General features: G+C 61.4%; 16 protein-coding genes and 1 pseudogene. 16 read left to right on the top strand and 1 reads right to left on the bottom strand.

What is annotated here, in order from left to right; genetic code table 11:
* The first annotated feature begins 190 nt into the window (after positions 1-190).
* The 9 genes and pseudogenes from RhoFasB10_RS16510 to RhoFasB10_RS16470 form a co-directional block, all read left to right on the top strand.
* Positions 191-1,006: a hypothetical protein gene (locus tag RhoFasB10_RS16510; protein ID WP_068429159.1), complete on the top strand. Its 816-nt coding sequence runs from the start codon at positions 191-193 to the stop codon at positions 1,004-1,006.
* 171 nt (positions 1,007-1,177) lie between these two features.
* Positions 1,178-1,519, top strand: coding sequence for a 50S ribosomal protein L19 (gene rplS, locus RhoFasB10_RS16505; protein ID WP_068428564.1), 342 nt, complete (start codon positions 1,178-1,180; stop codon positions 1,517-1,519).
* A gap of 153 nt (positions 1,520-1,672) precedes the next feature.
* Positions 1,673-2,455: a signal peptidase I gene (gene lepB, locus RhoFasB10_RS16500; protein WP_068428568.1), complete on the top strand. Its 783-nt coding sequence runs from the start codon at positions 1,673-1,675 to the stop codon at positions 2,453-2,455.
* A gap of 15 nt (positions 2,456-2,470) precedes the next feature.
* The gene (locus RhoFasB10_RS16495) at positions 2,471-3,217 is read left to right on the top strand and encodes a ribonuclease HII (RefSeq protein WP_084423864.1); all 747 of its coding nucleotides are present in this window, start codon (positions 2,471-2,473) and stop codon (positions 3,215-3,217) included.
* Between the two features lie 40 nt (positions 3,218-3,257).
* Positions 3,258-3,563 carry a DUF2469 domain-containing protein gene (locus RhoFasB10_RS16490; protein ID WP_068428573.1) on the top strand — a complete coding sequence of 102 codons (306 nt, stop codon included), beginning with the start codon at positions 3,258-3,260 and terminating at the stop codon, positions 3,561-3,563.
* A gap of 4 nt (positions 3,564-3,567) precedes the next feature.
* The gene (locus RhoFasB10_RS16485) at positions 3,568-3,726 is read left to right on the top strand and encodes a hypothetical protein (RefSeq protein WP_167674319.1); all 159 of its coding nucleotides are present in this window, start codon (positions 3,568-3,570) and stop codon (positions 3,724-3,726) included.
* 193 nt (positions 3,727-3,919) lie between these two features.
* On the top strand, positions 3,920-4,258 hold the full coding sequence (locus RhoFasB10_RS16480) for an Lsr2 family protein (RefSeq protein ID WP_068428576.1): 339 nt from the start codon (positions 3,920-3,922) through the stop codon (positions 4,256-4,258).
* 221 nt (positions 4,259-4,479) lie between these two features.
* Positions 4,480-4,833, top strand: coding sequence for a YraN family protein (locus RhoFasB10_RS16475; RefSeq protein ID WP_068428579.1), 354 nt, complete (start codon positions 4,480-4,482; stop codon positions 4,831-4,833).
* Positions 4,833-5,747 (top strand): annotated as a pseudogene (locus tag RhoFasB10_RS16470) (ATP-binding protein); the annotation flags it as partial. The gene RhoFasB10_RS16475 and the pseudogene RhoFasB10_RS16470, both read left to right, overlap by 1 nt.
* Before the next feature lie 94 nt (positions 5,748-5,841).
* Here RhoFasB10_RS16470 and RhoFasB10_RS16465 read toward each other — a convergent pair.
* The gene (locus tag RhoFasB10_RS16465; protein ID WP_167677400.1) at positions 5,842-6,564 is read right to left on the bottom strand and encodes a hypothetical protein; all 723 of its coding nucleotides are present in this window, start codon (positions 6,562-6,564) and stop codon (positions 5,842-5,844) included.
* Between the two features lie 128 nt (positions 6,565-6,692).
* Here RhoFasB10_RS16465 and RhoFasB10_RS16460 point away from each other — a divergent pair, with 128 nt between their 5' ends.
* From RhoFasB10_RS16460 to RhoFasB10_RS16430, 7 genes are all read left to right on the top strand, one after another.
* Positions 6,693-7,031, top strand: coding sequence for a hypothetical protein (locus tag RhoFasB10_RS16460; protein ID WP_167677398.1), 339 nt, complete (start codon positions 6,693-6,695; stop codon positions 7,029-7,031).
* Entirely contained in the window at positions 7,028-7,318 is a 291-nt protein-coding gene (locus RhoFasB10_RS16455; RefSeq protein WP_167677396.1) for a hypothetical protein, read from the top strand. Before RhoFasB10_RS16460 ends, RhoFasB10_RS16455 begins: the two co-directional genes overlap by 4 nt.
* The gene (locus tag RhoFasB10_RS16450; RefSeq protein WP_167677394.1) at positions 7,318-7,509 is read left to right on the top strand and encodes a hypothetical protein; all 192 of its coding nucleotides are present in this window, start codon (positions 7,318-7,320) and stop codon (positions 7,507-7,509) included. Before RhoFasB10_RS16455 ends, RhoFasB10_RS16450 begins: the two co-directional genes overlap by 1 nt.
* On the top strand, positions 7,509-7,730 hold the full coding sequence (locus tag RhoFasB10_RS16445) for a hypothetical protein (protein ID WP_167677392.1): 222 nt from the start codon (positions 7,509-7,511) through the stop codon (positions 7,728-7,730). Before RhoFasB10_RS16450 ends, RhoFasB10_RS16445 begins: the two co-directional genes overlap by 1 nt.
* Positions 7,731-7,891: 161 nt before the next feature.
* Positions 7,892-10,180, top strand: a complete 2,289-nt coding sequence (locus tag RhoFasB10_RS16440; protein WP_167677390.1) for an ATP-binding protein — start codon at positions 7,892-7,894, stop codon at positions 10,178-10,180.
* Positions 10,180-10,440 (top strand): hypothetical protein, encoded by a 261-nt coding sequence (locus RhoFasB10_RS16435; protein WP_167677388.1) that lies wholly within the window; start codon positions 10,180-10,182, stop codon positions 10,438-10,440. The genes RhoFasB10_RS16440 and RhoFasB10_RS16435 overlap by 1 nt, the downstream gene beginning before the upstream one ends.
* On the top strand, positions 10,440-10,691 hold the full coding sequence (locus tag RhoFasB10_RS16430; RefSeq protein WP_167677386.1) for a hypothetical protein: 252 nt from the start codon (positions 10,440-10,442) through the stop codon (positions 10,689-10,691). Before RhoFasB10_RS16435 ends, RhoFasB10_RS16430 begins: the two co-directional genes overlap by 1 nt.
* Positions 10,692-10,832: the final 141 nt, after the last annotated feature.

The raw sequence follows: 10,832 nt of genomic DNA, 5'->3' as shown, positions 1-10,832 counted from the left end.
GAACGGAGGCGGGCCGCGTAATGGCCAGCAGGATCGCAGGTCCCAGGCGGGCCGTCGCGACAATCGCGGGGGGAGTCGCCAAGCGAGCGCACCGGCGAGTGGATCGATGGCCGACGCGCTACGGAAGGCCGGATTCGGGAAGTAACATCTCGTTTCACGTGTGAAGGGAGATGCGGCGGCCGTGAAGTGGTTGGATCGTGAGATCATCGCGCACGGCCGCCTGCCTCTTCTGTGTTTCCTCCTCGGCTTCGTCGTGGGTTTCCTGTTGATTCGCTTGAGCGTCAGGATGATTCGCGCGCAGGTCAGGTGGTGGCCCGGAAACATCACGCCCGGCGGACAGCACATCCATCACGTCGTGTTCGGCATCGTCTTGATGCTGGTGTCCGGCGTCTCGTTGATCGCCGTCTTCGAGGACGCCACCCAGGAGACCGGGGCAGTGCTCGCCACCTTGTTCGGCGTGGGTGCCGCGCTCGTCCTCGACGAGTTCGCGCTGATCTTCTATCTGCAGGACGTCTACTGGGCGGAGCAGGGACGGACCTCGGTCGACGCCGTGTTCGTCGCTGTCGCGGGCACCGGCTTGCTACTCCTCGGATTCCACCCACTCGAACTGTTGAACGTCACCGACATTCGACGAAGCCCGGACACATGGGTTCGCGTCGGTTACGTGGTGTTGGCCGTCGTCAATCTCGGACTCTGTGCCGTTGTCGTGCTGAAGGGGAAGATCTGGACCGGTCTGATCGGGCTGTTCTTCGTTCCGATTCTGGTGGTCGCCTCGCTGCGGCTCAGCAGGCCGTCCGCGCCGTGGGCCCGATGGCGGTACACGAGACGTCCGAGGAAGATGGAGCGTGCGTTGCGCCGTGAACGCACGATCAGGCGACCGGCCATTCGAGCCAAGATCTACTGCCAGGACCTGATCGCGGGCAAACCGAGCGTGGAGCACGCCGTCTCTGCGACCGAGGACGAGCTGGACCGGACCGTACAGCCGGCCGCACCGCCGCGTGGGTGACCACGATTTCGTGGGCGGAGCGACGTCTGGCACAATAGTGGGGTTGCCTGTACCAGGCACAGACCTAATCGGAGTACGAACCAGCCGAGTTCCGTGTCGACAGTGTTTTCTGTCGTCGCGGTACCGCTCGGTTCCTCTACTCGCGCGAAGAACGCAAGGATGGCCCCACCGATGAACACTTTGGACTTCTTGGACAACAAGTCGCTGCGCAGCGACGTTCCTGACTTCCGCCCCGGCGACACGCTCAACGTGCACGTCAAGGTTATCGAAGGCTCGAAGGAGCGCGTGCAGATCTTCAAGGGCGTCGTCATTCGTCGCCAGGGTGGTGGCGTCCGCGAGACGTTCACCGTGCGCAAGGTCTCGTTCGGCGTCGGCGTCGAGCGTACTTTCCCGGTGCACAGCCCCAACATCGCTCAGATCGATGTTCTGACCCGCGGTGACGTTCGTCGCGCGAAGCTGTACTACCTTCGCGATCTGCGTGGCAAGGCCGCCAAGATCAAGGAAAAGCGCTGACACCAGCTCGTCGACAGACGGCTACATTCTTTCCGACGCCGCATCACCCAACTGGGTGGTGCGGCGTCGGTCGTTGTGTGACCTGTCACGACACTTGGCGAGTGGGTTCGACGCAGCTCTCGTCCACGGCAGCGCTACGGCTAATCTGGTGCGGTGGCTGATTCCTCGTACGATCCGAACGGCACTTCGGATTCCGACGCCGACGAACCCGCGACCAGGAAGCGCGAGAAGAAGCCTCGCTCGTTCTGGCGCGAGCTGCCGATCCTCATCCTCGTCGCCCTTGTCCTCAGTTTCCTGCTGCAGACGTTCATCGCACGGGTCTATCTGATCCCGTCCGAATCGATGGAGCCGACGCTGCACGGGTGTCCCGGATGCACCGGTGACCGCATCGTCGTCGAGAAGATCGGCTATCGGTTCGGCGATCCGAAGCCCGGCGACGTCATCGTCTTCCGCGGTCCCGACTCGTGGAACGGCGAATACGTGTCGACGCGGTCGTCCAACCCGGTCGTGCGTGGTGCGCAGGAAGTCGGATCGTTGATCGGCATCGTCGCGCCCGACGAGAACGACTTGGTCAAGCGAGTCATCGCGACCGGAGGCCAGACCGTCGAATGCTGCGACGATCAGGGGCGGGTGCTCGTGGACGGCAAGCCGCTCGACGAGCCGTACATTCAGATGGACTTCCCCTTCACGCCCGGCGTTCTGACGTGCGACACCGAGATCAAGTCGGGTCGCTGTTTCTCCGCGGTCACGGTTCCCGAAGGAAACCTGTGGGTCATGGGGGACAACCGCAGCAATTCGGCGGACTCGAGGTTCCATGTGTCCGACGAACTGAAGGGCACCGTTCCAGTCGACAACGTCATCGGGCGCGCATTCGTCATCGCGCTGCCGCCGTCGCGCTGGGGCACACTCGACTCGCCCGACATCCAAGGACAGTGAAACCGAGCAGAACAGATGGCTAGAACGAGTACGAGCCGGTCCCGCGGCCGGCCACCGTGGCCACCGCGGCCGGTCATCCGCCGGTCCTCGGGTCTGCGGACCATGGAGTCCGCCCTGGATCGACACGGGTTGGGCCCCGTCGCCGGGGTGGACGAGGCGGGTCGAGGTGCGTGCGCCGGACCACTGACGGTTGCCGCGTGCGTGCTGGGGCCGAAACGGTACGAGTCGTTGGCGGACCTCGACGACTCGAAGAAGCTGACGGAGAAGCGTCGTGAACTGCTGTTCCCGAAGATCCAGCGGCTCGCGCTCGCGTGGAGCATCGTGTTCATCGAAGCCGAAGAGATCGACCGCATCGGTCTGCACGTCGCGAACATCGAGGGGATGAGACGTGCCGTTGCGGGCCTCGGCGTCGCGCCGGGGTACGTGTTGACCGACGGATTTCGCGTCCCTGGGCTGCCCGCGCCGTCGCTACCCGTCATCGGCGGCGACGCGACTGCCGCATGCATCGCCGCGGCCAGCGTGCTGGCCAAGGTGTCGCGGGACCGCGTCATGGTCGAGATGGATTCCTCGATTCCCGGATACGGCTTCGCGATACACAAGGGATACAGCACCAAGGCGCACGCAGCCGCCATGGTCGAGCTGGGCCCGTGCGAGGAACACCGGATGTCCTACGCCAACGTGTCTGCAGCGGCGGCCGGTCGTCCCGATTCGGTGGCCGCGGTGTTGGGGCGGATGGACTGCACGGACACCGGTGCGCGATGATTGACGTTCATGCAAACAGACGGAGGATGAGTAGAAACCGATGAGTGCCGAGGATCTCGAAAAGTACGAAACCGAGATGGAGCTCTCGCTGTATCGCGAGTATCGGGACATTGTCGGTCAGTTCAACTATGTCGTGGAAACCGAACGGCGTTTCTACCTCGCGAACTCCGTAGAACTCATACCGCACAACGCCGACGGCGAGATCTATTTCGAGCTTCGCATGTCGGACGCATGGGTCTGGGACATGTACCGGCCCGCGCGGTTCGTCAAGCATGTCCGCGTCATCACCTTCAAGGACGTCAACATCGAGGAGCTCGACAAACCGGATCTGCGGCTTCCGGAGTAGAAGTATGTCGGTGACGCTGTGGTTGTTGCTCGTCGCGGCAGCGATCTATCTGTTCGGACGTCGGCGCTCGCGTCGAAACCTCGTGATGTGCGGCCAATTGATCGGTCTGGTCGCGGTGTGCCTCGTGGTGGGGCAAGTCGGCTGGCAAATTCTTGCGCAATGATCACTGTAGTGTGAATCGTTGCGACACACCGTATTTCGATGAGTCGACGCATTCGGGTCGGGTGAAATGGCTCATATAAACGGGGTCATTGTTGCTGAAAAGAAACTGTGGATTCAGCGATTGTTTTGTCCGATCGGAGGAATGAGTGGTAGAAACATGCATACATCATTCCTTGACGGTTAGAGGTTCGGACATGGCGCGTAAGACACTCGTCCAAATGATCGATGATGTCGATGGGTCGGTCATCAAGGAGGGGCAGGGCGAAACCGTCGAATTCGGTATCGACGGCAATCTGTATCGCATCGACCTGAATCTGAAGCACGCGAACGAATTACACGAGCAATTGGCGTTCTGGATCGAACACGCGGAGAAGGTTTCCGGCCGCCGGAGCAAGAAAGTCGCGTCGGCGCCGTCCCGCGGGAAAGTCGATTTGCAGGATGTTCGCGCGTGGGCTCGCGAGAACGGCTACGAGGTCAGTGCTCGCGGAAGAATCAGCCAGGACGTGCAGGCAGCCTACGAGGCAGCACACTGAAACCGCGATAGTTCACAAAGCTCGACTCTCGATGCCCCGGCCGATTCGGCCGGGGCATCGAATCGTTTCGGGCGGCCTTTCTCACCCCGTTCATCCACAGCTTCGCTTCGTCCACAGGGCAATTCTCGACCTGCGGTTTCTCCGATGTCACCGGCGGCACGACAGTGCATGGTCGTGCAGTGGTTCGGCAGTCGGCGGACCGACGATCAGTGGGGGAATGGATGTCGAATGCGGAGTTGGGGGCTCGGGGCGAAGCGTTCGCCGCGCTGCACCTGGTGGAGTCCGGAATGGAATTGGTCGACCGGAATTGGCGGTGCAGACACGGCGAGTTGGACATCGTCGCTCGTGACGGCGAGACGATGGTGTTCGTCGAGGTGAAGACGCGGTCGGGCACCGGGTACGGAACTCCGGCGGAGGCCGTGACGCCCGTCAAACGCGATCGAATTCGCAAGTTGGCGCTGATGTGGCTCGCGGAACACGATTATCCCTGGGTGCGAATGCGTTTCGACGTCGTAGCAATCCTGGTGACCCGAGACGGCGATCCAGTGGTGTCGCACTTGCGGGCGGTGTTCTGATGGCGCTCGGAAAAGCCTTCTCGGTCGCGGTCACCGGTGTCGACGGTCAGGTCGTCGAGATCGAGGCGGATATAGGCAGAGGATTGCCAGGAACACATCTGGTGGGATTGCCGGATACCGCCTTGCACGAATCACGCGACCGCATCAAGGCTGCGGTGTCGAATTCGGGTGGTAGTTGGCCCGATTCGCGCGTGGTGCTCGCGTTGTCGCCGGCGACCCTGCCGAAGATGGGATCGGTGTACGACCTCGCGCTCGCGTTGGCGGTACTGCACGCCGACAAGCAGATTCCCCGTGCGTCGATGCGGCGGACGGTGTTTCTGGGGGAGTTGGCTCTCGATGGTCGACTGCGGAGAATTCGCGGAGTTCTGCCCGCGGTACTGGCGGCGAAGAACGCGGGATGGTCCTCGGTGGTGGTGCCGACGGCCGCGTTGGCCGAGGCAGGTCTGGTCGACGGAATCGACGTGTTCGGGGCGCGGTCGCTGAAGGACGTGGTGGCCTGGCTGCGCGGCGAGGACGATCTCGTTCGCCCGGCGCCCGGTGTGTGGGACGACGGGGTGTCGTACCCGGACATGAGCGAGGTCGTCGGGCAACCGGAGGCACGGTGGGCTCTGGAGGTCGCGGCCGCGGGTGCGCATCACGTCATGTTGACCGGGCCGCCGGGCATCGGGAAGACGATGCTGGCCCAGCGTCTCCCGGGAATACTTCCCCCGTTGACCGAGCAGGAGGCGTTGGAAGTGACGGCGATCCATTCGGTCGCCGGGACGTTGCCCGACGACCGGCCGTTGATCGGTTCGCCGCCGTTCATCGCGCCGCACCATTCGACGTCGGTCAGTGCCATGGTCGGAGGCGGATCCGGAATGGCGAAACCCGGCGCCGTCAGCCGGGCGCATCGTGGTGTCCTGTTTCTCGACGAGTCGAAGGATTCTTGACGCCCCACGCGGGGGAGACCAGAGTGACACACGTCGGGTCTGGTGTCGAGCACTGCTCCGTCGATGGGGGAGCGGAATGTCAGCGCAGCGCGCGTGAGATGCTCTCCTGCACTTCTGTAATCCGGGACTGGAGCTCTTCAGCCCGTCTGATCGCAGCTCCTCGCTTGTACTCAAGCTCTTCAAGCATTCGATCGTACTGCTCGATTTCATCGAGGTGCTCTTCAAGTGCGTCTGTCAGGTCTCTCTGGAACCTGAGTGCCTGCTTTCGGGACATACTTGAAACATCTGTCTCTGCCAGGGTGGCGCTGACATCAGATTCCGGACGGACCTCTGGTTCACCTACCGACTCAACAGCGTCCGATTCCTCATGTGAGTACCTAGCGATATCTCCCCAGCGCACGTAGGTCCCGAAGCGACGGATCAATTCGTGTGCGAGATCCTTGATCGCCGCGTCCTCGTGATTGATCACCGTCCGAGTCGTGATCGCCGCACGGGCAGCCATCTGTGACCGCCGACTTGTGAGGTCAACTGGGTCTCCATGTGCGTGAAACCCGAGGGCATTTAGCAATGCCATGCGTTGTTCAGGGCGAACTTGGACGTCGTAAGGGCTTGTCTCTCCTGTTCCAGGTCGACCTTCAGACCACGCTTCAATGTAGGAATACGCGTCATCCACGTTGCCCCTGAACATCGCCATGAGAACAGGTAGTCGCTGCAACTTGGTCGCGGTGATTCCCTCAGACTTCCGAAGCTGCTTGAGCTCGTGGACTGTGGCAGCGGACACGCGGTCGACAAACTTCTCCACTTGTACACGCTTTCAAATCGTGGTCTAATTTTTACACTTGAAAACTTGAAACCAAGATTCAAGTGCAACTCGTTTTCATGTGAGTGTAGCGGGTAGCTGCTCCACCAGGAACCACACCGGAGGTAACAGTGACCAGACAGAACCGAGACATTCAAAGGATCGGTAACCAATCCAACCGCTCGGCCGACATCGACGCAGTAGCTCGCGTCATCGCCCGCGCCGAACGCAACAGCTTCGTCGGCAGTGAACTCATCCGTACCGCAGGCCTCGGCCTGGACTCCCGCCAGGACATCGTCGGTGCGGTTGGAGTCTCGATGTCCCGCCGCGCTCGCGAAGTCATCGGTCAGATGGCAGACGAGTGCCTGACCCCCGAGGAGCGAGCCATCGCCTTGGACTACGCCAAAGCGTTCCATGAGCGTTCGGTTCAGGCGTACGACGATTTCGCGCAGAGAGCGTACGACCAATGACGACACTCCTGATCTTCATCGGTGTCGTTCTTGTCGCAGGCATCATCTGCCTGCTGGTCAGGCCGTTGGAGATCGCTTTCTTCCTGGGACGTATGGCCGGGAAAGCGCAGGTTAAGTGGGATGCCTTGCGTGACCGGGTCATGGACTCCAAGCGCCGGCAACTTCGGACAAGGGGACAGGTTCTAGCCGAAGCGGCCAACGTGATTGAACGCCAAGCACAAGACCGTGCGGCGACATTGCTTGCCTTCCGCGCAGCGCTGAAGGCAGAACGAGAGAGGAAAATCTGATGATGTATTTGCTGTATGTGCTCGCGTTCTTCGGATCACTCGCCTTCGTCATCTGGGGCATCCCCATGGTTCACCAGTGGTACCTGCGTGACCAGGCGAAGATGCGTGACCAGCAGGAAGAGCTGGAGGCGCGACGCAAGGCCAGGATCGAGATGCGGATGCGCGAGTACCTCGATGAGGAGCGCTTCTGATGAAGAAGGCCATGGACAAGCTCTTCGCGGTGTTCCTCGCCATCATCGCGATCACCACGGGTCTCGCGGTCGCAGCCGAACTCGTCCGCCCCTACATGGGTTGGATTGTGGCGGCTCTGATCATCTTGGTCGTCGTGGTCGGAGTGGCGTTCCTATCGCCGACAGCGAGTGGACTATTCGACCGGATTCGGAACCGAGACTCCAGCGAGTGGTCGGAGTGAGTAACCAGGTGGGCGGCGGTTCCCCAGTCGCCAAACAAGAGACCGTCGTCCGCCTGGTCCTCAGCAACACACAACCCGGCAGCCGGGCCGTGCACGTCCGAAAGGCTACGTCCCCGGCTGCTCCTGTTCAAGACCGTGGCGTGGTGTCAGACTAAGGGCAGATGGAAATAGCCATCGTTCTCGGTTTCGTCACTGCACCACTCCTGGTTCTAGGAGGAGTGTTTGCCGTGCGCAATCATCTGCAACGCGAGTACGACCGAACTGGTCGGCTCACCTACCGCATCAAGTTCCCGGCCGACGTGCCGGTCGATCGGGCCATCGCCGAGATCAACACACTGCCCGCATCCATCCGCCCCGACAAGGCGCTGAAGACCGCTCCGACCATGGTCTTCGAGACCATCTGCAAGGGTGGAACTTTCGAGTTCAGAGTGCGGGTGCCGAACGCCCGCGCCGAGTACATCGTGGCTCAGCTCCGAGCTGCAATCCCCGGCATCGCCATAGAGCCGGTGCTTGATGACGACCTGAGTCTCGGTGACTTCAACGCCGCCGTAGAAGTCGGTATGACGCTGCCTGACCACGCCATCGAGATTGCTGGCAGGCCGGCCGACACGGCGGTCTCATTGCTCAACAGCTTCAACCCGGTCGGTGACGAGGTCGTGATCATGCAGTGGGTCATCGCGGGCACGGCCAAGGTGAAACTGCCAGACACCGAAGACGCTCGTGTGCAGTCGACGAACATGTCCATCTTCAAGGCGCTGATGGGGAAGACCGAAGCCTCACGCGACGAACTGTCGAGCAGGCGCAGCAAGGTCCAGACGGAGCCGAACTTCATCGCGACACTGCACATCGCAGCGCGCAGCCAGCATCCCGACCGTAGTAAGGCGTTGTGCCACAACGTAGTCATGGCGCTCAAGGCGTCGGACGGACCGAAGGTGAAGTTTATTTACCGCCAGGTCAACAGCGACCCCACGCTGATGATCAACGAAGCGCACACCCCGATCAAGCCGCAGTTGCAGCTCTCGGTCTCCGAACTCGTCCCTCGGCTGGGCTGGCCGCTCGGCTCGGACTACATCGAGGGTGTGTCGCGAGCGACCTTCACGCACATGCCCCCGCCCGACACGACTCCACGCGAGGGCATCGTGCTCGGTGTCTCGACGCAACCAGGATCAGAGCGGCCGGTCGCGATGAGTCCGGATCAGTTCCGGTTCCACGGGTTCGTTGGCGGCAAACCGGGACGCGGCAAGACCACCCTCGCGGTGACGATGCTGAGTCAGCTCTTCGCGAAGGGCCACGGCGGCGTGCTCCTGGAGCAGGACGGTGACCTGGTAGATCGCCTGCTCAACCAGCTCGACTGGCAGACGCTTGATCGGGTAGTGCTCCTGGACTTCTCCGACCCGGATAACCACGTAGGCATCAACCCGTTCGACTTCGAGGAACCGATGATGATCGCCTCGAAGCTCTCGGAGCTGTTCAAGCGCATCTACAACGCAGACAGTGGCGTGACGCTCAAGAAGATGCTCTTCCACGGAATATCGGCGCTGTACGAGACCGGGGATGCGACGCTCCTGGATCTCATCCCGCTACTCGACCCGAAGACGATGAGGGATGAGACGTGGTCGCGGGAGCGCATCGAGAGGCTGAAGACCCCGGAACTCAAGCGGTTCTTTGCTGACTGGAAGAAGAAGTCGGCCAAGGACAAGGAGCGGGAGATGGCTCCCATCATGAACCGCTTCTGGGAGCTGACACTTGAGCCGCAGATCGCCAACACGCTCAACCACACCAAGTCGACCATTGACATCGGGGAGATCCTCCGAGACAACAAGATTCTGCTGGTCAACCTGAAGGGCGTCGACAGTAACCTCGCACAGGTCATCGGATCACTGCTGGTCTCGTGGGTCTGGGACGCGTCACTGAAGAACGTGCCGGCCGAGCACGACAACGTCATGTTCCTTGACGAGGCGCATGGGTTTTCGCACTTCGAGAAGACCATCGGAGACATCTACGCGATGGGGCGTCGGCGCAAGCTCGGACTGTTCCTCGCGACTCAAGGCATCAATCAGTTGCCGAGAGACGTGCAGACCGCGGTGCAGATCAACGCAGGCACACGGCTGATCTTTGAGTCCGGTCCCGATGAAGCTCACATCTACCAGAAGAGTTTCGCCCATCCGCAGGTAACGCAGCAGGCGTTTGTTGGCCTGGAGAAGTACATGATGCTCGCCAAGATCATGACCACGGAGGGGACAAGCGCGCCGATCACACTGCGGACGCTCGACGAACCCACGCCGAAGGGCTACGGGGCACAGGCGGTGCAGCGCTCAAACATGAAGTACGCCCGATCAACCGGGCAGATTGCGTCTGACCAGGCTGCTCGGCGACACGTGGAGCTGAAGGGCAAGCAAAGCGCCGCCGTGGGCGACGAAGTAATCATGGACGACTGGAAGGCGGAGTGATGTCGCACGACAACGATGTGCAGAACCTGCACCACGCATGCGACCAGGTAGTCGATCGGTCTCTCAGCATCGAGGCCAAGGCGGAATCGATCGCGACCGAAGCGCGAGAGCTGAAGCACCGAGCCGAGCGCATCAAGTTTGGCAACGCGACCTACGACGACATAGTGGCTGTGCGGAGTGCGGCAGACGAGATGGATCACGTACTCGGCGGTGACCTCGACCGAGCACTGGACACGCTGCGTTCGATAAGGATCGGCTGATGAAGAAGCCAACCGACTACGAGCAGACCTCAGCGATCTACCGCGAAGCGGCTGCTGCACTGCGCAATGCGGCCAGTGCGATCAATCTCTCTGCGGTTCACCTCGACCACATGAGTCCGTATGGCATCACCAGCGATGTGGTGCGAGCGGGGGAGACGACAGCGGCCGTCTTAGAACTCACGAACGAGATCGTCTCTAGGCTGCTTCGGCAGCACTGCGATCAACTACTGAGTCGGGTGACGAACGGGTGAGGAGCAATGCCACACGACCGATGGCTTCAGGGTCCTCGACGATGGCCGGCACTTCACTCGCCGCCACGCTCTGAGCCAACCAATCATCGATTTGGTTTACGTCGGAATTGGTGTGAAGTAGTTCGATCGACATAGATTACT

The organism is Rhodococcus sp. B10 (assembly GCF_011770055.1).
In the GTDB taxonomy this organism is placed as follows: Bacteria; Actinomycetota; Actinomycetes; order Mycobacteriales; family Mycobacteriaceae; genus Rhodococcoides; species Rhodococcoides kyotonensis_B.
The sequence above is the reverse complement of the archived record's forward strand: the minus strand, read 5'-3'. Positions and strand labels throughout refer to the sequence as shown.

Excerpts from the sequence above, each read along its gene's own strand:
- RhoFasB10_RS16495 (WP_084423864.1), top strand. The coding sequence starts at position 2,471 with ATGGCTAGAACGAGTACGAGCCGGTCCCGCGGCCGGCCACCGTGGCCA.
- RhoFasB10_RS16490 (WP_068428573.1), top strand. The coding sequence starts at position 3,258 with ATGAGTGCCGAGGATCTCGAAAAGTACGAAACCGAGATGGAGCTCTCG.
- RhoFasB10_RS16485 (WP_167674319.1), top strand. The coding sequence starts at position 3,568 with ATGTCGGTGACGCTGTGGTTGTTGCTCGTCGCGGCAGCGATCTATCTG.
- RhoFasB10_RS16435 (WP_167677388.1), top strand. The coding sequence starts at position 10,180 with ATGTCGCACGACAACGATGTGCAGAACCTGCACCACGCATGCGACCAG.
- RhoFasB10_RS16480 (WP_068428576.1), top strand. The coding sequence starts at position 3,920 with ATGGCGCGTAAGACACTCGTCCAAATGATCGATGATGTCGATGGGTCG.
- RhoFasB10_RS16430 (WP_167677386.1), top strand. The coding sequence starts at position 10,440 with ATGAAGAAGCCAACCGACTACGAGCAGACCTCAGCGATCTACCGCGAA.
- RhoFasB10_RS16450 (WP_167677394.1), top strand. The coding sequence starts at position 7,318 with ATGATGTATTTGCTGTATGTGCTCGCGTTCTTCGGATCACTCGCCTTC.
- RhoFasB10_RS16445 (WP_167677392.1), top strand. The coding sequence starts at position 7,509 with ATGAAGAAGGCCATGGACAAGCTCTTCGCGGTGTTCCTCGCCATCATC.
- rplS (WP_068428564.1), top strand. The coding sequence starts at position 1,178 with ATGAACACTTTGGACTTCTTGGACAACAAGTCGCTGCGCAGCGACGTT.
- RhoFasB10_RS16455 (WP_167677396.1), top strand. The coding sequence starts at position 7,028 with ATGACGACACTCCTGATCTTCATCGGTGTCGTTCTTGTCGCAGGCATC.
- RhoFasB10_RS16475 (WP_068428579.1), top strand. The coding sequence starts at position 4,480 with ATGTCGAATGCGGAGTTGGGGGCTCGGGGCGAAGCGTTCGCCGCGCTG.
- RhoFasB10_RS16440 (WP_167677390.1), top strand. The coding sequence starts at position 7,892 with ATGGAAATAGCCATCGTTCTCGGTTTCGTCACTGCACCACTCCTGGTT.